At 41.2% G+C, this 250-nt stretch carries 1 protein-coding gene; it reads left to right on the top strand.

Annotated elements, in window-relative coordinates:
• Nucleotides 1-250 (top strand): hypothetical protein (locus Q4563_RS21470; RefSeq protein WP_303605967.1); only part of this gene is annotated, 250 nt, incomplete at both ends.

The raw sequence follows: 250 nt of genomic DNA, 5'->3' as shown, positions 1-250 counted from the left end.
ACCATGCAATCCTCAATAACACAATCACTAAACAAACTAAAACAAGCTACTGACTTGTTAGAAGATTTCCAACGTGAGCATAAAGGCAGCAAAGGGGCGAAGATTGCTAAGACCTATATTGACCGTATCTTCTGGATATATCTTGACTTCGTAAGTAACCCCGCATTTACCGAAGAAGTAAGAAACGGCATCCGTAATGAATGGGCAGCCGATGCATTTACTATTGATGCCCTGAATGACAAGATTGGAC

It is taken from the genome of Gilvimarinus sp. 1_MG-2023, assembly GCF_030548285.1.
The sequence above is the reverse complement of the archived record's forward strand: the minus strand, read 5'-3'. Positions and strand labels throughout refer to the sequence as shown.